Source organism: Pseudomonas sp. GQ91, from assembly GCF_059758795.1.
Window position 1 is genome coordinate 78,368 of record NZ_JCAXED010000013.1, and the last position, 18,037, is coordinate 96,404.

General features: G+C 61.3%; 19 protein-coding genes and 1 pseudogene. 10 read left to right on the top strand and 10 right to left on the bottom strand.

Features of this window, described 5'->3' with window-relative positions:
- Positions 1-140: 140 nt before the first annotated feature.
- Together AC6CIA_RS19590 and AC6CIA_RS19595 are read left to right on the top strand one after the other, a co-directional pair.
- Positions 141-1,262, top strand: a pseudogene (locus AC6CIA_RS19590) (Cache 3/Cache 2 fusion domain-containing protein); the annotation flags it as partial.
- Between the two features lie 132 nt (positions 1,263-1,394).
- Positions 1,395-2,117 (top strand): methyl-accepting chemotaxis protein, encoded by a 723-nt coding sequence (locus AC6CIA_RS19595; protein WP_498314539.1) that lies wholly within the window; start codon positions 1,395-1,397, stop codon positions 2,115-2,117.
- A 3-nt stretch (positions 2,118-2,120) separates the two neighbouring features.
- On the opposite strand, the gene AC6CIA_RS19600 is transcribed toward AC6CIA_RS19595, so the two are convergent.
- On the bottom strand, positions 2,121-3,035 hold the full coding sequence (locus tag AC6CIA_RS19600) for an ABC transporter six-transmembrane domain-containing protein (RefSeq protein ID WP_498314370.1): 915 nt from the start codon (positions 3,033-3,035) through the stop codon (positions 2,121-2,123).
- 114 nt (positions 3,036-3,149) lie between these two features.
- Here AC6CIA_RS19600 and AC6CIA_RS19605 point away from each other — a divergent pair, with 114 nt between their 5' ends.
- Positions 3,150-3,734 carry a TetR/AcrR family transcriptional regulator gene (locus AC6CIA_RS19605; protein WP_498314372.1) on the top strand — a complete coding sequence of 195 codons (585 nt, stop codon included), beginning with the start codon at positions 3,150-3,152 and terminating at the stop codon, positions 3,732-3,734.
- On the opposite strand, the gene AC6CIA_RS19610 is transcribed toward AC6CIA_RS19605, so the two are convergent.
- Both AC6CIA_RS19610 and AC6CIA_RS19615 read right to left on the bottom strand, forming a co-directional pair.
- Entirely contained in the window at positions 3,731-5,227 is a 1,497-nt protein-coding gene (locus tag AC6CIA_RS19610) for a YifB family Mg chelatase-like AAA ATPase (RefSeq protein WP_498314374.1), read from the bottom strand. The genes AC6CIA_RS19605 and AC6CIA_RS19610 overlap by 4 nt on opposite strands.
- A 144-nt stretch (positions 5,228-5,371) precedes the next feature.
- Positions 5,372-5,632: an accessory factor UbiK family protein gene (locus AC6CIA_RS19615; RefSeq protein ID WP_498314376.1), complete on the bottom strand. Its 261-nt coding sequence runs from the start codon at positions 5,630-5,632 to the stop codon at positions 5,372-5,374.
- Between the two features lie 411 nt (positions 5,633-6,043).
- Between AC6CIA_RS19615 and glnK the strand changes: the two genes are divergently transcribed.
- The 4 genes from glnK to sutA all read left to right on the top strand — a co-directional run bounded on the left by glnK (position 6,044) and on the right by sutA (position 8,821).
- Positions 6,044-6,382 (top strand): P-II family nitrogen regulator, encoded by a 339-nt coding sequence (gene glnK / locus AC6CIA_RS19620; RefSeq protein ID WP_002555808.1) that lies wholly within the window; start codon positions 6,044-6,046, stop codon positions 6,380-6,382.
- A gap of 34 nt (positions 6,383-6,416) precedes the next feature.
- Complete coding sequence (locus AC6CIA_RS19625; protein WP_498314378.1) at positions 6,417-7,754, top strand: ammonium transporter; 1,338 nt, start codon at positions 6,417-6,419, stop codon at positions 7,752-7,754.
- A 212-nt stretch (positions 7,755-7,966) separates the two neighbouring features.
- Entirely contained in the window at positions 7,967-8,392 is a 426-nt protein-coding gene (locus AC6CIA_RS19630; RefSeq protein WP_498314380.1) for a secondary thiamine-phosphate synthase enzyme YjbQ, read from the top strand.
- Between the two features lie 102 nt (positions 8,393-8,494).
- Complete coding sequence (sutA, locus tag AC6CIA_RS19635) at positions 8,495-8,821, top strand: dormancy-specific transcriptional regulator SutA (protein WP_015886504.1); 327 nt, start codon at positions 8,495-8,497, stop codon at positions 8,819-8,821.
- Positions 8,822-9,177: 356 nt separating this feature from the next.
- Here sutA and AC6CIA_RS19640 read toward each other — a convergent pair whose 3' ends face one another.
- Genes AC6CIA_RS19640 through lptM form a run of 6 tightly spaced genes read right to left on the bottom strand, consistent with a single transcriptional unit; the run spans position 9,178 to position 13,755 of the window.
- Complete coding sequence (locus tag AC6CIA_RS19640; protein ID WP_339527708.1) at positions 9,178-9,873, bottom strand: HAD family hydrolase; 696 nt, start codon at positions 9,871-9,873, stop codon at positions 9,178-9,180.
- The gene (gene xerC, locus AC6CIA_RS19645; RefSeq protein ID WP_498314382.1) at positions 9,870-10,769 is read right to left on the bottom strand and encodes a tyrosine recombinase XerC; all 900 of its coding nucleotides are present in this window, start codon (positions 10,767-10,769) and stop codon (positions 9,870-9,872) included. Before xerC ends, AC6CIA_RS19640 begins: the two co-directional genes overlap by 4 nt.
- Positions 10,770-10,771: 2 nt before the next feature.
- The gene (locus AC6CIA_RS19650) at positions 10,772-11,488 is read right to left on the bottom strand and encodes a DUF484 family protein (protein ID WP_498314384.1); all 717 of its coding nucleotides are present in this window, start codon (positions 11,486-11,488) and stop codon (positions 10,772-10,774) included.
- Positions 11,489-11,501: 13 nt separating this feature from the next.
- Positions 11,502-12,332 (bottom strand): diaminopimelate epimerase, encoded by an 831-nt coding sequence (dapF, locus tag AC6CIA_RS19655; RefSeq protein WP_084381303.1) that lies wholly within the window; start codon positions 12,330-12,332, stop codon positions 11,502-11,504.
- 4 nt (positions 12,333-12,336) lie between these two features.
- The gene (gene lysA / locus AC6CIA_RS19660) at positions 12,337-13,584 is read right to left on the bottom strand and encodes a diaminopimelate decarboxylase (RefSeq protein ID WP_498314387.1); all 1,248 of its coding nucleotides are present in this window, start codon (positions 13,582-13,584) and stop codon (positions 12,337-12,339) included.
- A 9-nt stretch (positions 13,585-13,593) separates the two neighbouring features.
- Complete coding sequence (lptM, locus tag AC6CIA_RS19665) at positions 13,594-13,755, bottom strand: LPS translocon maturation chaperone LptM (RefSeq protein WP_084381305.1); 162 nt, start codon at positions 13,753-13,755, stop codon at positions 13,594-13,596.
- Between the two features lie 239 nt (positions 13,756-13,994).
- Here lptM and cyaY point away from each other — a divergent pair, with 239 nt between their 5' ends.
- From cyaY to rnk, 3 genes are all read left to right on the top strand, one after another.
- Positions 13,995-14,327, top strand: coding sequence for an iron donor protein CyaY (cyaY, locus tag AC6CIA_RS19670; protein WP_498314388.1), 333 nt, complete (start codon positions 13,995-13,997; stop codon positions 14,325-14,327).
- Positions 14,328-14,329: 2 nt separating this feature from the next.
- Positions 14,330-14,548 (top strand): DUF1289 domain-containing protein, encoded by a 219-nt coding sequence (locus AC6CIA_RS19675; protein WP_339527721.1) that lies wholly within the window; start codon positions 14,330-14,332, stop codon positions 14,546-14,548.
- A 142-nt stretch (positions 14,549-14,690) separates the two neighbouring features.
- On the top strand, positions 14,691-15,101 hold the full coding sequence (gene rnk / locus AC6CIA_RS19680; protein ID WP_498314390.1) for a nucleoside diphosphate kinase regulator: 411 nt from the start codon (positions 14,691-14,693) through the stop codon (positions 15,099-15,101).
- On the opposite strand, the gene AC6CIA_RS19685 is transcribed toward rnk, so the two are convergent.
- Positions 15,098-17,938 (bottom strand): class I adenylate cyclase, encoded by a 2,841-nt coding sequence (locus AC6CIA_RS19685; RefSeq protein WP_498314392.1) that lies wholly within the window; start codon positions 17,936-17,938, stop codon positions 15,098-15,100. The two genes, rnk and AC6CIA_RS19685, sit on opposite strands and share 4 nt — an antisense overlap.
- Positions 17,939-18,037: the final 99 nt, after the last annotated feature.

Consider the following 18,037-nt stretch of genomic DNA (forward strand, 5'->3'; position numbering starts at 1 on the left):
TCCGCTCAAGTATTGGTGGGTGCCGCCGAAGTAGGTGTGTCGAGCCGCGAATGAATGGCGGCTCAGCGTGCCCCCTTATTAGAGAATCGCCGATTAGCGCTATGAGATCAGGATGATCCGGGCCACGGCCAGGAGCTGTCATGTCTCAACCACGCGCCCGAATTGCTTCGCAGTTGGGCATAGCCTTAGCCGTGATATTGGCTGTCGTTATCAGCGGCAGTACCGTCTTCGCCCTGCGTTCCCTGGACGCCGCCAACCTCGACACCCGGGAAGAGCATCTGGCCAGTGAAGCGCGTTTGCTCGCCGACCAACTCAACACCTTTCACAGCACCCTGCGCGAGAGCACGCAACGCTTGAGTGGGCTCTTCGAAAAACGTTTCGCCGCCGGTTTGAGCGTGCATGCGGACCAGCCCGTGAACGTGGCTGGCATACAGACGCCCAGCCTGTATCTGGACAGCGAGGTGCTGAACAACAACTTTGACGATGTGGATGAGTTCAAGCAGATATCCGGCGGTGTCGCCACGGTGTTTGTGCGCAGCGGCGAAGACTTTATCCGGATCAGTACGTCCCTGACCAAGCAGGATGGCAGCCGCGCTATCGGCACGGTGCTGGACCGCCAGGGCCCGGCCTATCAGCCGGTGCTTGCCGGGCAGACTTACATTGGTCGCGCGGTGCTGTTCGAACGCTCGTACATGACCCAATACAGTCCGGTGCGTGATGCCAGCGGCAAGGTCATCGCCGTGTTGTTCATCGGTTTTGACTACACCGACGCGCAGAATGCGCAGTTCGACAACCTCAAGCGTTTTCGCATCGGCAAGACCGGCTCCCTCGCTTTGCTCGATGAGCAGCAGCGCTGGCTGGTGCCGCCGGCGGGCGTGCAGGCGCCGGACCAGGCGGTGGCGGTCATGCACGATCTTGCCGGCAAGCCGGGTGTGGGGCGTTTCTGGAGTGACAAGAACGAAGATTTCTACAGCGTCGCGATGCCGTTCGACGGCGGCCCGTGGTCGGTGGTTGCCAGCATGCCAAAGGCCGAGATTCGCGCGGTCACCTGGGCCGTCGGCATCCGGCTGGTCATCGGCAGCGTGTTGGCGATGTTGCTGGCGGTGGGCGCCACGGTCTGGCTGCTGCGCAGCAAATTGCAGCCCCTGGGGGATCTGGTGCGCCAGGCCGAGGCCTTGGGCGCGGGTGATTTGAGTGCACGCCTGAACGTCTCCAGCCATGACGAAATCGGTCAGCTGGCACGCAGCTTCAATCAGATGGGCGAAGCCCTGTCGACCATGGTCTCGCAGATCCGCAAGGCCGCCGAAGAGGTCAATAGCCGCGCCCAGGCCCTGTCCGGGTTATCCGGCGGTGCCTACGAAGGCATGGAACAGCAGTCCGGCGAGATCACCAGCATGGCCGGCGCGGTGGAGGAGTTCAGCGCCACTTCCCTGAACATTGCCGACAACATGGGTAATACCGAACGTCTGGCCCAGGAGAATGCCCAGCAAACCCGGATCGGGCGGACCTCGATGCAAGAGGCGTCTTCGTCCCTGGAACATATCGCCGCCGCGCTGAACGGTACCGCCACGGTGATCAATACCCTCGGTCAACGCTCCCAGGAAATTGGCGGGATCGTCGGCGTGATCACCGCGATTGCCGAACAGACCAATTTGCTGGCGCTCAACGCGGCTATCGAAGCAGCGCGCGCCGGTGAGCAAGGTCGGGGCTTTGCGGTGGTGGCCGACGAAGTGCGCAACCTGGCATCGCGTACCCGCCAGGCCACCGACGAAATTTCCGGGATGATCCAGAGCATCCAGCAGGAAACCGGGAATGCCATCAGCACCATGGAGCAGGGCAAGGTGTTGATGCAGGAAGGTCTGTCGCGCAATGCCGACGTGGCGTCGGCACTGGAGCGGATCGACGAGCAAAGCCGCTCGGCCGGCCAGCAATTCGCCGCGATCACCACCGCGACCCAGGAACAGAGCAGCACCGCGACCTTGCTCAGCAGCAACTTGCAGAGCATTGCCCTGGCTAACAGTGAGCAGCGTGAAGTGGTGTCCAACCTGGCGATCACCGCCAAGGAACTGGAGACCCTGGCGGCGGGCCTGCGCCACGAGGTCGATCGGTTTCGCTGAGGCTTAACGCTCGCCAAGTCCCGGATCCACGCGCTTGCCGATGTCCTTGAGACGCGCCAGTTGATCAACCATCGCTGGCGCCTCATCCAGGCTGCCGACAAAAGTCCACAGGTAGGTCATCACCGCGTACACATGGCCGGCCTTGACCGCCGGTGACAATGCCAACTGGCTGATCGCCACGACGAACAGCAGTGCCGCCAGTGAACCTATAAACAGGAACGCGGCGGCCTCGCGGTCGGACAGCCAGATTCGCAGACGCGACAGCACCCGATAGTGGCGTTGCAAAGTATGGGCGCCGACTTTTTCCACCAGGCCGATTTCCTTTTCGAGCCGATCATTCAAACGCTCATGCAGCGCCTGGTTCTTGCGGGCGAAGCGGGGCAGCAAAGTGATGCACAGCAGCAGCGCGGTCAGGCAGGCGAGGCCCACCCACGGCTCGATCACCAGCAGCATCACCGCTGCACCGACGATGGACACCAGTGCGGTGGCGATGATCGGCACGTGCTTCTCGAAAAAATCGACAAAGTCCCGCGCCAACACCACCCGCGCTGCCGCGCGTGATGTGCTGTGTTTTTGCAGGCGCTGATTGAGGATCACTGGCACTGCAAGGTCGGCATAGATACGGGTGAACGTGCGGGTATCCAGTGCTCGCCGTGCGGCCCCGACGACCCAGAACGCCAAGACCACCGCGGCGTAGAGCAATGCACTGGCGGCGTCACCGCGAAGAATCGAGTCCACGGCGAACCCTGCAAACAGTGGGTAGGCCAGCAGCAGGGCGTTCTCCAGCGCTACCAGCGACAGTGTGCAGAACAGCTTGCCGGGATAGGTCCGGGCGATGGCCTTGAGGGTCTGGCTGGCGGATTGTTGACCGATTTTTTTGCTTTCTTCGATCAGAGTCTGTGGGGTTACGGATGACATGGGGTGCACCAGAGAAGTGATAGACGCTATCATTGAGCGACTGCTCAAGTATCCTTGAGCGATCGCTCAAAAAGCAAGTGCCGCTTATCCAGCGGTGCTCAAAGGAAATTGCCCATGTCGCGTATCGACCGTAAAGACCAGATCGTCGCCGCCGCCCTGGAGCTGTTCCGCAGCAAGGGCTTTGCCGATGTTTCGACCCGCGACCTCGCGGATCATGCCGGCCTGTCTCGCAGCCACGTGTATCACTACTTCAGCGACTGGAAAGAACTACGCCGCGAAGCCTTCGTGCGCTTCGCCAACGAGCAACTGGAGGCCGTGCGTGCGCCCCTGGCGGATGCCTCGCCCATGGATGCGCTGCTGGGCTTCTTGCGTGACTGCCTGCCTCGCACTGCCGATGCGGGTTGGGCGCTTTGGCTGGATGCCTGGGATGAGGCGATGCACGACCCGGAACTGGCCCAGGCTTACCTGCGGATCAACGCTCAGTGGCCAGCCATGCTCACCGAGGTCATCGAGCGGGGTGTCACGGCTGGGGTGTTCCGGTGTGACTCGCCCGAGCGCGTTGCCCGCCAGTTGTTTGCGGTGGCGATGGGCTATGCCGATGATCTGATGCTCAAGCCCTCCACCGAGTCGGCAGAAGCGGCGCTGGATGAAGTGTTGGAAGTGGCTGGGCTACTGCTGGATCTGCCCAAGGCCCCTTAGCCGATAGCCGCTGGCCGGTACTGCAGCGCTTCCGCCAAATGGTGCCGGGCGATCCCCTCCACCTGCTCAAGATCCGCCAGGGTGCGCGCTACCTTGAGCAGCCGATGGGCCGCGCGTAGCGATAACGTCAGTCGCTCGCAGGCGGCTTCGAGCCAGCCTTCATCAACTTTCTGCAGTTGGCAGTGCGCACGCAGCCCGGGCAGATCGAGGAAAGCATTGGCGCAGCCCTGGCGCCGTTGCTGACGCTCCCGCGCGTCGGCAACCTGCACCGAGGCCATGGCGGTGTTGTCGCCAGTCTGTCGGGCCGGGTTCAGCGCCGTGCTTTCCCTGGCCACGGTCAGATGCAGGTCAATACGGTCGAGCAAGGGGCCGGAGAGCTTGTTGCGATAGCGCTGGATTTGCTCCGGCGTACACCGGCAGCGCCCGCTCGGTTCACCCATATAACCGCAGGGGCAAGGGTTCATGGCGGCCACCAGTTGAAAGCGCGCCGGGAAGCGTACCCGGTCGCGAGCGCGGGAAATCACAATGTGCCCGGACTCCAGCGGCTCGCGCAGCACCTCCAGCACTTTGCGATCAAACTCCGGCAGTTCATCGAGAAACAGCACGCCATGGTGGGCGAGGGTGATTTCCCCGGGTTGTGGTTTAGAACCGCCGCCCACCAGCGCCGGTCCCGATGCGGAATGGTGCGGCTGGCGAAACGGTCGATGGGGCCAGTGACTCAACGGCGCCAGGCTGACCACGGATTGAATCGCGGCCACCTCCAGCGCTTCCTGTTCGCTCAAGGGTGGCAACAAACCGGGCAGGCGGCTGGCGAGCAAGGTTTTGCCGGTGCCTGGCGGCCCGCTGAACAGCAGGTTGTGAGCGCCCGCCGCGGCAATCAACAGCGCGCGCTTGGCCGCCAGTTGGCCTTGGACTTCGCTCAGGTCGGGGTAAGGTTTGTTCAAGTACTGCAAGCCGTCGGTCTTGAAGGGTTCAATCGGCACCTGCCCATTCAGGTGGGCCACCACTTGCAGCAGATGATCGACTGCAATCACCTTCAGGCCGGAGGCGAGGCACGCTTCCTCGGCATTCGCGCGTGGCACTATCAAGGTGCGGCCGGCCTTGCGTGCCGCCAACGCCGCTGGCAACACGCCTTTCACCGCACGTACTTCGCCGGACAGCGCCAGCTCGCCGAGGCATTCCACGTCATCCAGCATCAGCGCCGGCACCTGCACGCTGGCCGCCAGGATCCCCAGGGCGATTGCCAAATCAAAACGCCCGCCGTCCTTGGGCAAGTCGGCGGGCGCGAGATTGAGGGTGATACGACGCGCGGGGTATTGCAGCGCGGAGTTCAGAATGGCACTGCGCACCCGGTCCTTGCTTTCCTTGACGGCCGTTTCGGGCAGGCCTACCAGCGTCAGGGAAGGCAACCCGTTGGCCATATGCACCTCGACCGTGACGGCAGGGGCCTCGACGCCAATCTGGGCGCGGCTGTGGACAATGGCGAGGGACATGCTCGTTCCTTGAGGTGGAGGGCCGCTTCCTGCGGTTTTTCAAGGGTAGATGAGATTAAGGGGAGCGCAGTGCTGAGGTTTTACAGAACGTATCCCCAGCCGAACGCAGAACCAGCGCCCACATGTTGATCGAGTCGTATCAGGTTATTCCTGGACCGGACTCAGGCGTGCTTCCAGCTCTGCAACCTTCGCCTCGAGGCTTTCCAGGCGCGCTCGCGTGCGGGCCAGCACGACCATCTGGCTATCGAACTCTTCCCGGCTAACCAGATCGAGCTTGCTGAAGCCGCTCTGCAACAGCGCCTTGAACTGGCTTTCGATTTCATTGCGGGGCAGCGGGGTGTCGCCGCTGAACAGTCGAGCGGCGTGGCCGCTCAGGGCGTCGAGGAGGTCTTTGGGCGCGAGCATGGGAAATAATCCGGAATAACGGTTGGCGCGCAGTGTATCACGCAGCGTCTACGGCATTTCTGATGATGCTGGCCGCACGCTTTTCGCGCATCGGCCCGGGCGCTTGCGCACTGTTTTTGTGCGTATCGGCGACGCCGTGCTGGCCCTTCGCTGGGCATAAGTGGACAAGGGATTGATTTCAGTGGTTTTTACGGAGCTGGCAAGGTTTCTGCTTAGACGATCATGACCCATGCACTGATGCAGTCGCTGTGACGAATGCAGTGCGCCGACGGATCAGGGGTACAGGTTTCGTCATGGCGTCGCAAAGGCAATTGCCGAGGCGACGATGCGTTACAAAGCCAGGCACTGCGCTTAGACTTGAGTCGGGTTTGTTTTCCTGGGGCAAGTCCACCAATTCGGGAGAGAGTTTTCATGAAGCTAGTCACTGCCATCATCAAGCCGTTCAAGTTGGACGATGTACGCGAGTCGTTGTCGGAGATCGGCGTGCAGGGCATTACCGTCACTGAGGTCAAAGGCTTCGGTCGGCAGAAAGGTCATACCGAGCTGTATCGCGGCGCGGAATATGTAGTCGATTTCCTGCCGAAGGTGAAGATCGATGTCGCCATTGACGACAAGGATCTTGACCGGGTTATCGAGGCTATAACCAAGGCCGCCAACACCGGCAAGATCGGTGACGGCAAGATCTTCGTGGTCAATCTGGAACAGGCTATTCGCATCCGTACCGGCGAAACCGATACCGACGCAATCTAAGCCGCCAAACCCCAACGCCCCAGGAGAAAACAATATGACTCTGCGTAAATTCGCAGGGCTAGGAGCCCTGTTGTCCATCGTAATGCCCAGCCTGGCCATGGCGGCAGACGAAGTGGCGGCTCCAGTCCTCAACTCCGGCGATACCGCCTGGATGCTGACGGCCACCGCGCTGGTGCTGTTCATGACTATTCCTGGCCTGGCGCTGTTCTACGGCGGCATGGTCCGCTCCAAGAACATTCTTTCGGTGATGATGCAGTGCTTCGCCATTACCGGCCTGATCAGCATTCTGTGGGTCGTCTACGGCTACAGCATCGCGTTCGACACCACGGGCATGGAGCAGGGCGTCGTCAACTTCAACTCATTCTTCGGCGGCATGGGCAAGGCGTTCCTGTCGGGCGTGACTCCGGACAGCCTCACCGGACCTGCGGCGCTGTTCCCGGAAGCGGTGTTCATCACCTTCCAGATGACGTTCGCGATCATCACGCCGGCGCTGATCGTCGGTGCGTTCGCCGAGCGCATGAAATTCTCCGCCATGCTGATCTTCATGGCCATCTGGTTCACCCTGGTGTATGCGCCCATCGCCCACATGGTCTGGAGTGGCGACGGCGGCCTGATGTGGGATTGGGGCGTGCTCGACTTCGCGGGCGGCACGGTGGTGCATATCAACGCCGGCGTGGCTGGCCTGGTGGCGTGTCTCGTGCTCGGCAAGCGTAAAGGCTACCCGACCACACCAATGGCTCCGCATAACCTGGGTTACACCCTGATCGGCGCGGCCATGCTGTGGATCGGCTGGTTCGGCTTCAACGCCGGCTCTGCCGCGGCGGCCAACGGCACCGCCGGCATGGCGATGCTGGTCACGCAGATTGCTACTGCGGCGGCGGCACTGGGCTGGATGTTCGCCGAGTGGATCACCCACGGTAAGCCAAGCGCCTTGGGTATCGCCTCGGGTGTGGTGGCCGGCCTGGTGGCGGTTACCCCGGCTGCTGGCACCGTGGGCCCGATGGGGGCCGTGGTCATCGGCCTGGCGTCGGGTGTGATCTGCTTCTTCTGCGCCACCAGCCTCAAGCGCAAGCTGGGCTATGACGACTCGCTGGACGCGTTCGGCGTCCACGGTGTCGGCGGTATTGTCGGCGCGATTCTTACCGGCGTGTTCGCGGCGCCGATGCTGGGTGGTTTCGGCACGGTAACTGACATTGCCGCGCAAGTCTGGATCCAGGCCAAGGGCGTCGGTTTCACCGTGATCTACACCGGTATTATCACTTACGTCATTCTCAAGGTGCTGGACATGGTGATGGGGCTGCGTGTGACCGAAGAGGCAGAGGCGGTGGGTCTCGACCTGGCGGAGCACAACGAGCGTGGCTACAACTTGTAAGTTCGCTTGAAAAAATATGCCCGGCTTGCCGGGCATTTTTTTGTCTGGGGTTTGTCTGTCAGAAAGGCTTGTGAGATTTTTTCTGCGGAGTTTGTGACGCGATCCACAAGGTACTTTTCACTGTGCGAATGTCTTACAGGCATGTAGGCGTATTCGGCACTTTGTTTTTTCCCAGAGCGCGCTAGAATGCGCGCCGATGGGCGGAGAACTGTATGTGGCAACAGACCCTGATTACCCTGCGGGCCAAGCCTCGGGGCTTTCATCTGGTAACCGACGAGTTGCTCGCCGGCTTGCCTGAGTTGAAGGCGTATCGCGTCGGCCTGTTGCATCTGTGGCTGCAGCACACCTCGGCCTCGTTGACGATCAACGAGAATGCCGACCCGGCGGTTCGCCGAGACTTCGAGCGGTTTTTCAATACGCTGGTGCCGCAAGGCGCGGCGGGATATGAACACAACGACGAAGGTCCGGATGATCTGCCGGCGCACTTCAAGGGCAGCCTGTTGGGCTGCCAGCTGAGTCTGCCGATCAAGGCCGGCCGCTTGGCGATAGGAACATGGCAAGGCGTTTATCTGGGCGAGCACCGTGACCATGGCGGTGCCCGTAAAGTCCTCGTCACCTTGCACGGTGATGGGGCATAAGCCACTGGTTATCCGGTGGACGTTGATTTTTTCCGGCAGCCTTCGACAGATGGCGAAGCTGGGCTATAACTAATCTGCTTTTCGCAAGTCATGAGGTAGAACATGAGCGACGATGATCTGGAAAACGACGAACTCGAAGTAGGTGACGAGGACGACACCGAAGAGGGGCTTGAGGCGGCTGCCGAAGACGTGGCAGATGACGACGGTGGCGATGATGCACCGGTCCCGGCTGCGAAGGGCAAGGCCAAGGCTGCTGTTTCGGTAGACGAATTGCCGAGCGTTGAAGCCAAGAACAAGGAGCGCGATGCGCTGGCCCGAGCGATGGAAGAGTTCCTCGCCAAAGGCGGCAAAGTGCAAGAGGTCGAGGCTAACGTGGTGGCAGATCCGCCGAAAAAGCCGGACAACAAGTACGGCAGTCGTCCGATTTAAGACCTGTTGCATGCTTGCGTGAAAAAACCCGCCGTCGCTGCGTAATGCTGTTCAATTAAGAGTGTCCCATCCCTGTGGCGAGGGGGCTTGTCCCCCGTTGGGCTGCGTAGCAGCCCCAAGACCAGCCGCTGAGGAGTGTCTGATACACCGCATTTCTCTTTATTGGGGCTGCTGCGCAGCCCAACGGGGGACAAGCCCCCTCGCCACAGGAGACTTTCAGCCTTAATTGAACGGCATTGCGTCGTCGCTGCGGGCTTTTTCATGGATAGGACAAATGCCTGCAAATCGCCGCCTCTCAATGAGGGAGCGAGCAAGCCCGCTCCCTCATGTTGATCTTCAGTGTTGCCGCAAACGCATTACTTCCAGCTATTGAGCAGCACTGGCAGCTCGGTCAGACTGCGAATCTGTGCATCCGGGCGCTTTTCCCCTTCCCAGGCCTTGCCCGTCGGGTTGAACCATACCGCTCGCAGTCCCGCCTGCTGTGCCCCGGCAATGTCATCGCCAGGATGATCACCGACATGCACGGCCGCGCCGGCCTCCACTCCACCGCGTTGCAGGGCTTCCTGGAACAAGCGGGCATCCGGCTTGGCGATGCCGATGTCTTCGGCGCGCAGGGCGAAGTGGAAGTAGTCTGCCAGGCCCACACGCTGCACATCGGCATTGCCGTTGGTGATAACCCCCAGCAGATAGGTGCGACGTAGCGCTTGCAGCATCGGCTCTGCTTCGGGGAATACCGTGAGTTGGTGGCGCGCGTGAATAAACGCTTCGAAACATATATCGGCCATTTCCGCCGCTTCAGGCTGCGGGTAGCCCGCCTCCTCAAAGGCGTGCAGCAATACCCGGTGGCGCAAGAGGCTGATGCGGTTTTTGAGTTCGGGATGACGCTGCAGCACTTGCTGGCGAAGGCTGGCGAACTGTTCCAGGGGCAGGTCGCCCACCTTCGAGGCGTGAGTCGCCAGCCATTCGCGCATCGACGCTTCGGCGCTGATGATGACGGGTACATTATCCCAGAGCGTGTCGTCGAGGTCGAAGGTAATCAGCTTGATGCTCATGAGTCGCCGCCTTTAATACGTTTGGCTCGTGGATGGGCGCTGTCGTACACCGTTGCCAAGTGCTGGAAGTCCAGGTGGGTGTAGATCTGGGTGGTCTTGATATCGGAGTGGCCAAGCAGTTCCTGCACGGCGCGCAAGTCTTGCGATGACTCGAGCATGTGACTGGCAAAGGAGTGCCGGAGCATGTGTGGATGCAGGTTTTGCCCCAGCTCGCGTTCGCCAGCGGCCTTGACCCGCAACTGGATGGCGCGTGGCCCGAGACGCCGGCCTTGCTGGCTGACAAACACCGCGTCGTCCGGCGGATTGCTCAGCGCCCGCAGTGGCAGCCAGACCTGCAGCGCTTCCCGGGCCTTTTTGCCGACAGGCAACACGCGGGTCTTGCTGCCTTTACCGTGCACTTGCACCAGGCCATCCGCCAGGTCCAATTGATCGAGGTTGAGACTGGTCAGCTCCGACAGGCGCAAGCCCGAGGAATAGAACAGCTCAAGGATCGCCTGGTCGCGATGGGCGAGGAAGTCATCCTCGACCGCGCCGTCGAGCAATTGCAGGGTGCGATCGGCATCCAGGGTCTTGGGCAGGCGCCGTTCGCCCTTGGGCGGTGCCAGGCCGTTGGCCGGGTCGTGATCGCACAGGCCTTCGCGATTGAGGTAGTGATACAGGCCGCGTACCGCCGACAGCAGGCGGGCCAGGCTGCGCGAAGATTGGCCTTGCTGATGCAGGCGCGCGATCAGGCTGCGCAGGCCCTGGATATCGAGGGCCTTCCAACTGCTGATCTGTTGTTTTTCGCAAAAAGCCAGGACCTTGTTCAAGTCCCGCCGGTAGGCTTCCAGCGTGTGGGGCGACACCTGGCGCTCGCTGCGCAGGTGAGCGCAGTAGGCGTCCAGTTGCCGCTCCATGGCTAGCGCACCGCGCGCAGAGCGCTGGTAAAGCGCGGCAAGACCCGGCCCAGGACTTCGGCAATGTAGGTCAGGAAAAGTGTGCCCACCGAGCTTTTGTAGTGCTGGGGATCACGGCTGGCAATCGCCAGCACGCCATGCAAGCCTTGGTGGCTGAGCGCGACCACGGCGGTCGAGCCGATCTGCTGGCGCTGTTCTTCGCCAAACAGGAAGTCCAGCTCGTGCTCGCGCAAGGTACCGCTGATGGTCTTGCCTTCCGACAACAACCCGCCAATAGCGGTTTGCGCATCGCCGCCGGTGACCCAACGACCGACCGGCATCGGGGTGTCGTTGAACAGGATCAAGCTCACAAAAGGCACCTGGAAGTCCTGGCGCAGGCTGTCTTCGACGGCGATGACCACTTCTTCCAGGCTGTTGGCGTCCATCAGGCTCAGGACCAGGCGGCGGGTCTTGTCGAACAGACGGTCGTTGTCGCGAGCCACATCCATCAACTGCGAAAGTCGATGGCGCATTTCGATATTGCGCTCGCGCAAGATCTTCATCTGCCGCTCCACCAGCGATACCGTGTCACCACGCTGGTGCGGAATGCGCAAGGCCGGCAACAGTTCTTCATGCTCGACGAAGAAGTCCGGATTAGCCTCCAGGTAAGCGGCTACCGCCACTGCGTCCAGACTCTCGCTAGGTGAATGTTTGGCGGGTACCCGGGGCTTATCGGTCATTGGATTGGCTCTCTCATAGACGGACCTGTCCTTCGTATACGCGTGTGGCCGGGCCGGTCATCTTCACCGGTTGGCCTGGGCCTGCCCATTCGATGGACAGGCGTCCGCCGGGCAGGTCGATCAACAACGGCGAATCCATCCAGCCCTGGCTGATTGCGGCCACCGCCGCGGCACAGGCACCGGTACCGCAGGCCTGGGTTTCCCCGGCGCCACGTTCCCAGACGCGCAATTGTGCGCGCGAACGGTCGATGACTTGCAGGAAACCGACGTTAACCCGTGCCGGAAAGCGCGGATGGTGTTCGATTTTCGGCCCCAGCTCGTGCACGGGTGCATTGTTGATGTCGTTGACCCGCAGCACCGCATGGGGATTGCCCATGGACACGGCGGCCAGTTCAACTGTCTTGCCGGCGACGTCCAGCGAGTAACTCAACGCCTGTTCGTCAGCCAGGAACGGAATATCCGCCGGCACCAGCCGAGGTGCGCCCATGTCGACGCTGATCTGGCCGTCGCTGCGGATATCCAGCTCAATGATGCCGCTCTTGGTCTCGACGCGAATCTGCCGTTTGGCGGTCAGGCGCTTGTCCAGCACAAAGCGCGCGAAACAGCGCGCGCCGTTGCCGCACTGTTCCACTTCGGAGCCATCGGAATTGAAGATCCGGTAACGGAAATCCACTTCCGGATTGCTCGGGGCCTCGACAATCAGTAGCTGGTCGAAGCCGATACCGGTGTGGCGGTCGCCCCACAATTTGGCGTGCTTGGGCAGGATGTGCGCGTGCTGGCTGACCAGGTCGAGGACCATGAAATCATTGCCCAGGCCGTGCATCTTGGTAAAACGCAGCAGCATGGGCTTACTCCGGCAGCAGGCTTTCGCCAGCAAACAACTCGGCTACCGTCTCGCGGCGACGCACTTCAAACGCCTGATCACCGTCCACCAACACCTCGGCGCTACGGCCGCGGGTGTTGTAGTTGGAGCTCATGACAAACCCGTAGGCTCCGGCCGAATGCACGGCCAGCAGATCACCTTCTTCCAGGGCCAGTTCACGGTCCTTGGCAAGGAAATCGCCGGTTTCACAGATCGGGCCGACGATGTCATAGGCGCGAGCTTCGCCGTCGCGCGGGCACACGGCGCTGACATTCATCCAGGCCTGGTACAGCGCCGGACGGATCAGGTCGTTCATCGCCGCGTCGACGATGGCAAAATCCTTGTGTTCGGTGTGCTTGAGGTACTCGATCCGGGTCAGCAGTACGCCGGCGTTGGCCACGATATAGCGGCCGGGTTCGAACATCAGGGTCAGGTCACGACCTTCACAGCGTTCGCGTACGGCCTTGATGTAGTCGGCTACGTGCGGCGGCTCTTCGTCACGATAACGCACGCCGACACCACCACCGAGGTCGATGTGGTGCAGGTAGATGCCGCACTCGCCAAGGCGATCGATCAGCGCCAGCAAGCGGTCGAGGGCGTCGAGGAATGGCGGCAGGCTGGTCAGTTGCGAGCCGATGTGGCAGTCCACGCCGAGCACTTCCAGGTTTGGCAGTTGGGCTGCGCGGATGTACACGTCCTCGGCGTCGGCGATGGCGATGCCGAACTTGTTCTCTTTGAGGCCCGTGGAAATGTACGGGTGGGTGCCGGCGTCGACGTCTGGATTGACGCGCAGGGAGATCGGCGCGCGAACGCCCATCTCGGCGGCCACCACCTGCAAGCGCTCCAGCTCGTCGGTGGACTCGACGTTGAAGCAATGCACACCGACTTCCAGGGCACGGCGCATGTCTTCGCGGCTTTTACCGACGCCGGAGAACACGATCTTGTCGGCCTGGCCGCCAGCGGCCAGCACGCGTTCGAGCTCGCCACGGGACACAATGTCGAAACCAGCGCCCAGGCGCGCCAGGACATTGAGCACGCCGAGGTTGGAGTTGGCCTTGACTGCGTAGCACACCAGATGCGGTGTACCGTTCAGCGCGTCGGCGTAGGCACGGTACTGCGCCTCGATGTGGGCACGGGAATAGACATAGGTCGGTGTACCGAAGCGCTCGGCAATCGCGGACAGCGCCACGCCTTCCGCGAACAGCTCGCCGTCCCGGTAGTTAAAAGCGTCCATGATGTGCCCTTAATTGGTGTCGTGCTTATGCGCTTTGGATTGCGACGATTGCGCCTGTTCATTCGGGTCTTTGCTGTCGTCGGGCAGGTACAGCGGGCCTTTTTGACCACAGGCACTGACGAGGCAAGCGACCGCGACGAGCGCAGCAAGGGAAGAGATCAGGCGCTTCATGGCTAAATCCTTGAATATGCATTAATTGCGCCCGAGTATACCGGCCACCCGCTGGCTTGCCTATGCGCCGGGGCACCCGTCCGGCGGGGCTTTGCCGAGTTAGTTGTAAACTTGCCTACAGTAATCAAGGATATTTCACGCGGCTGTGGGGAATGAAATCGGTATCCTTTGCAATCATCGTGGCGCCTCCGTATCGTGCGGCGCTTGAGCGTGAGTAGACACTTTTTGAGGTTCCCACCATGAGTTTGACCGAAGCCCGCTTTCACGATCTGGTCGATACAACCCAGCAAATGCTGGAGGATATTTTCGACGAGAGTGACCTCGACATCGATCTGGAAAGCTCCGCAGGTGTGCTTACCGTCAAGTTCGAGAACAGCAGCCAGTTGATCTTCAGTCGCCAGGAGCCGCTGCGTCAGCTTTGGCTGGCGGCGCGCTCGGGTGGTTTTCATTTTGATTATGACGAGGAAAGCGAGCGCTGGATGTGTGACAAAAGCGAAGAGCAGTTGGGCGAAATGCTGGAGCGTCTCGTGCGTGAGCAGGCCGATATCGAGTTGGAATTCGAAGGTCTCTGATCGTGACCCAGCCCACACCCCCACGGCCGCCCAAACCGCTGTTCAGCAACGTCAGCCCAGCGGTACCGTCACCTTGTATCAGTTTGTGTCGCCTGGACGAAGAAAGGGTCTGCGTCGGCTGCTTCCGTCATGTGGAAGACATCCGGGAATGGCGATCTGCGGATGATCAGCGACGCCGATTGATCGTGGCCAGGGCCGAACAGCGCAAGGCCGGCGCCTGACCGTCGGGTCAGCCCGTCTTGTTTATTTATTGTGCTGTGGTAGTGTCCGGATACGCCTCAACTCATCGAGGTCCGTGAGAACCCCGCCTTTTCCTGGCGGGGTTTTGCTTTTTTGTGCAGAAAAAAGGAGTCTGCCTGAACCATGACCGCACCTTCCATCATCCTCACCCGCCTTGACGTACAGCGTCTGGAGCAACTGATCGACCGCTTGGGCGACGAGTTTCCTGGTGTCGAAGCGTTGCAAGCCGAACTCGACCGCGCCGAAGACGTGGTTGGCCACGATGAAGTACCGGCAACTGTCGTGACCATGAACTCCAGCGTGCATTGCCGTGAGCAAGGCAGCGGCAAGGACTATCACCTGACCCTGGTCTACCCGAAAGACGCGAACGCCGACGCAGGCAAGATTTCGATCCTGGCGCCGGTGGGCAGCGCCTTGCTGGGCTTGCAGGTCGGTCAACACATCGACTGGCCGGCGCCGGGCGGCAAGACCCTCAAGCTTGAACTGCTGAGTGTCGAAGGCCAGCCCAAAGACGGCGGCGCTTTCCCGCTCTAAATCTGCGCCAGCGCGCCATTGAGTCCCTGTTCCAGCTCCGCCTTGTAGCGTAAGTACAGATTGCTCGGGCTCTGAACATCACCGAGTAGGCCCGACAGGTCCAGGTCGGTGATGTAGCAGCGATAGCGTTCGGGCTCCCGGCGCTGCCCGACGATTTCCCGGGCCACCACGGCAAACAATTGATCGCCGAATTCCAACTCGGAAAATTCCCGTTGATCGCAGTACAGGGTAACGCTGACCTGGCCCGGCGCGCCTTTGCCAATAATCGCCTGCACGTCGTAGAACGGCTTGTTCGCCGGCGTTTGTGGCGCGGGGCGTGGTTCAACCCGGCGCGCGCGACCGCTGCCCGACGGCAATAGCCGGTAATACACAATCTGCACCGCAGCCAGCGGCTGTTGCGGGTCCAGCGGTGACAGCGCGTCACGTCGATAGATGATCGATTGCAGGAAGCGCTGCAATGGCACCAGCAGGCTTTGCTCGTCGTGGAACGGCAAGCGCTGTTGCCACAGCGCGTTGAACTCGTCCAGGACATACAGCTCGGCGAAGCCTTCGTTGATGCGGTAGAACACCTGCACACGCTCCGGCAGCCCCATGGGCAACAGCACCGCCAAGTCGTGGTCTTGCAATGCCATGGCGTCCAGGTGCAGCGGGCTGTAGCTGGCCAATTCTTCGCTGAGGTACTCCACCAGCGCCTGCTCGCTGGTCAGCGGCACGTGGTTGGCGTGTCCCGGCGACAGCTCCATCACGTGGTAATGCTGCTGCACCTGGATCAGGTACCGATGGTTGAGTCGGCTGAGCAGCAGGTTTTGCGCAGTGTCGAAAATTTCCTCTACCCGTTGTGCAATGAATTGCGCACGGTTATGACAGAAACAGCGCACGCGGAGCCGCGGCAGATGATCGCCCGGCAGTTGATTGAGGTAGTCACGCAGACAATCGAGCAGGGCGTGAGGCCCGTCATAGCGACTGACCATCACCTCGTTCCAACTGTTGAGGGTGACGTGATCCAGAGTCAGGACCAGGTTTTCCCTGACACCGGCGTAGCTCAGGGAGTCGGTGCGCTCGGTGGTCATCAGGATATTCAAGTCGCGGTGATGCTTGAGCGGATCGACGCCGACGTTGACCAGTAACAGCACCTCCTCGGGGATCGCCGTGCGCAGCAATCGGTCTTCTTCGACACTGGCCAGGGGCAAGGCAATGGTTTGCTGCAAGCTGCCCAGCAGATTGAACAGCTCGAATTCGGTCAAGTCGCTGGCGCCGGGGTGCAAGGCCAGGCGGGTGCTGCTGTCGATGACACCGTTGCGATGGCACCACGTAAGCATTTCCAGCAGGTCACGGCTGCGCTTGATCGGCGCGAAGTGCTCCCACTCCAGCGCGGTCAGGCTGCCGTTGTACAGACCCCAATGGTGCTGGCCCGGCTCCTTGCGGTTGGGCGAGTGGACCAGGGTCAGCGTATCTTCGGCCAGGTCCGGGGCAATGCCGGGGTTGATGAATTCGACCTTGCCGGCTTTGCGCTCAAACGCGGCGTAGAGGCGTCGGCCCAGGACGTTGAGGTCGCGCTTGTTAATCAGGCTGACAGTCTGCTCCGTACGGGCGAACTGAGTCAGGAAGCGATAGCTGTAATTGAGTTCGTTGACCAAGGCCCGGCGTTCGGAGGCGACCTGGCGGACCTTCCACTGGCTGCGGCTATCGAGCAGTGTCAATTGCCGTTGATCCCAGCCCCATTCGTTGGCCAGTCGCTCCAGCAGCGAGCGTTGCCAGCCTGGCGTGCGCTGGCCGGCACTGAGCTTGCGGTTGACCTTCAGGTACAGGCTGCGCCTTACCAGTTCCAGGCGCTCCGGCTCGTTGCGGTCCAGGAGATATTCTTCGATGCGGCGGTAGACCACGATGTAGGGGTCCAGCTCGTCAAGGTCCAGTTGATTGGCGAATACGGCACGCTTGAAACGCAGGCTCAGGCATTGCACCTTGGGGTGTTCGCTGGCGTAGACCTCGGTCAGCAGCAGCTTGAGCACGGATTTATAGGGCGACTCGATGCCCTTGAACAGCTGCCACAGGCCGGCGCCGACAAATTCGCCGGGCGGAATGTTCGCCAGGTGTCCCAGGTCGAGCGTTTCGTCCGCACGGATAAACCGTTTGGAAATCAGGGCGTGGGTAAACTCGGTGTAACGGCTTTCTTCATAGACGGGCACCAACCACCAGATGGGCGTGCGTCCGGCCAGCCAGATTGCGGTGCGATAGAACTCGTCCAGCAGCAGGTAGTGCTGGGTAGTGCCGCAGTCATCGGAGCTGAGTTGCGTGTCGCGATCACCCTGGATAAAACGGTTCGGCTCAACCAGGAAGAAATGGACTTCAGCGCCCATGGTCTGCGCCCAGGTCTCCAGCAGCTGGCATTTCTTGCGCAGTTCGGCCAGTTCCTCCTCGTTCAGATCCCCGGCGTGGCAGACCCACACGTCCATATCACTTTGATCCGCCTGGGCCAGCGTACCGAGGCTGCCCATCAGGAACAGACCGTGGATGGGACGTGGCGGATTGCCGTGGCGAGTCTTGTAGGAGAACGAGCGGGTCAGGCGCTGGGCTTCGGCCAGGACCTGAGCATCCGGTTCATAGTTCGACAGCCCGGCCGGCGTGCTGCCCGAGACATAACCGGGCAACAGCGGATGATTCACGTGGAAAAATAATGGCAGCAACGCCAGTACGCTTTGCTGGCGCGGTGTCAGGCCCTCGATGGCCCGGGCCATGCGGCCTTCATTCAAGCTCAGGAAGCGCGTGCGAAGGCGGGCCAGGACCTTGCGGTCAATGCCTTCGTCCAGGTCGGGGCGAATTTCGTGGGTGTTGGTCATGTCGAACTCGGCAGCTCGCGGAGCCCGGCGTGGGCGGCCGTTTTGAAGTCTACAGACAGAAGCGTAGGAGGTTTAAGGGGAATTTGTTTTTGACGTCAG